The organism is Methanophagales archaeon (assembly GCA_021159465.1).
GTDB lineage: Archaea > Halobacteriota > Syntropharchaeia > Alkanophagales > Methanospirareceae > G60ANME1.
The window spans coordinates 1-2,063 of sequence record JAGGRR010000095.1; the positions used below are offsets into that span (position 1 = coordinate 1).

At 45.4% G+C, this 2,063-nt stretch carries 2 protein-coding genes; both read right to left on the reverse strand.

What is annotated here, in order from left to right; all coding sequences use genetic code 11:
- Positions 1-1,331 (reverse strand): hypothetical protein (locus J7J01_04940; GenBank protein ID MCD6210225.1); only part of this gene is annotated, 1,331 nt, incomplete at its 3' end.
- 177 nt (positions 1,332-1,508) lie between these two features.
- Positions 1,509-1,781, reverse strand: coding sequence for a hypothetical protein (locus tag J7J01_04945; GenBank protein ID MCD6210226.1), 273 nt, complete (start codon positions 1,779-1,781; stop codon positions 1,509-1,511).
- Between the last annotated feature and the right edge of the window lie 282 nt (positions 1,782-2,063).

Genomic DNA, 2,063 nt, shown 5'->3' on the forward strand with positions numbered 1-2,063 from the left:
ATGTTCCCTTCATTTAGCTGTTTGTAGGGTGCGTGTATTATCTGCGGATACGAGCCTGTTTCTATGATGTAATTGTAGATTACGTCTCTCTCAAGTGTGAGCGTTGTGTTGAATGTAAGATTGAGGTAGTCAGCGACGTGGTAGCCGTTCCACTCTGCAACAGCACATTCTCCAGTGGTTTCATTCCATATTTTCGCATATTCAATATGACCGCCAGTGCCAGCGCACGGATACGAGTATATTCTGTTCACCGTGATGTTTCGGTTAGGAATGATAGTGCCGTAATGCGTGCCTGAGATGCTGGGGTATGTTCCTTTGCCGGTGTCAAAGATTGTTGCTTCGCAGGTGAATGATACAGGCGGGTAGTTGTATATCCCGCTTCCATGCACGGGGTCAACGGCATAGACATACCACACGCCAGGTGTGGACCACTGGAATGTAACATTACCATCAGATCCGGTTGTTCCAACTTTTGTTCCCGGAGTATATGCAGCACTTGAGACATAGACATCCGCACCTTGAAGTGGATACATCCCGCTCAAGTTCTTCCATGTAACCGTCGCATTGAGGTAGCCACCGGCATTTATCATGCTCGTGTTAAGCGTCGTGAGCACCGTGTAGTAGTTCAGCCCACAGTTATACCAGTGTACGGACTCTCCGCCTGAGAGCGAGTATTGAGCACCGCCTACTCCTGGCACCACTTCGTCAACCGCATAGCACCAATAGTTGTAATCGGATTCGTTATTGCCGATCTGTAAAAGATACAGACCCCAGGTACTCGTTATATCCACATTGATGCCATTGTCCTGACAGTAAGCAACAACAGCACCCATTGCGGTCTGGTTATTGATTGTGACACCGTCCTCTGTGACTGTACCGGGATTGACCGTGTAGGAGACATTGAAGATGTTGCCTGTGATGCTATCAGCGCGAAGGAAGATATTGATTGGCGCTTCAAGTGAGATGTTAAGAAATATCCCACCATTATCAATATCCGATTGCGTTACCTCGTGCTCTACCGTCTTTGACTGGCTGCAACCTGAGACTTCTATCCTGAGTATGTTGCCTGTGCTCACATTGTTGCTGTCAAGAACGAGCTGATAATAGTTAGAAGTTGCGTTTGTCTCCGCCTGCCACTCTGCATCTGTGTTCAAATTTGATATGCTTACTATGGGATTATTGCATGGTTCGCCACCACCTGTGTTGACCCACCCACAGATCAGAAACGACGAAGGCTGTGCTATTACCTGTGCCATCACCGCCAAGCACACCACGAGCAATACACCAATAGAAATAGATATTCTCATTCTTTTTCCCACTCCTTTCTCCATCCTTTCCTCACCTACTTGCTATAACTATATCTAACTATATCGTACTTGTATAGCTACCTTTACTTTAAAAACTTTTTATGCGATATCTTGCAATAACGGTTAGGTGGTAAGAACATCTGGAGTGGATGCATGAGTACTTAAATATAAGCATCGCATTATCCCTTTGATGGCGAAAAGTCAGCGCGTAGAGATGTCAATATTGGCAAGCGAGTATCGAGTATCAAAGTTTGATACTCCAGATAAAGGGTATGGAGGAGATAGTAGCCGAGTTGAAGAGAGATAACGAGGAGAAGGCAAAAAGTTCCTGAGTTCAGATGCCGAATTGGCAATTAAACCCCCAATCTTACCCAGGACTGCCACTTTTCCTGCCATCTTAGCCCATATTACCTTCAGATTATGAGCCGTGCATACCAAATTATGCTCTATTCGCACTTTCTCCACTTCACTCATGTCTATAACTATTCACGATGGCAACCACCAGGTAGCAGATACTTTTATCAGATTATTCAAAGGGCAAAGGGCAAAGGGGAGCGGGAATCTATAGGATAAGTTTAATGGTGGACATCTGAGTAGTTTCTACAGTAAGCTGGAAGAAGTGCTCAACGAGCATAGTGATGAGGATACACTTGTAAGAGAAGTGGAGAGGTTATTAGTGGATAGTGGAGAAAGAAGTGGAACAGCCCCCTCCACCAACTACCATTCGGCAATCTTCTGTAATTCCTCCTTTGAGTT

What these genes read in the sequence shown, in the direction of transcription:
- J7J01_04945 (MCD6210226.1), bottom strand. Translation starts at nt 1,781, where the DNA reads ATGAGTGAAGTGGAGAAAGTGCGAATAGAGCATAATTTGGTATGCACG.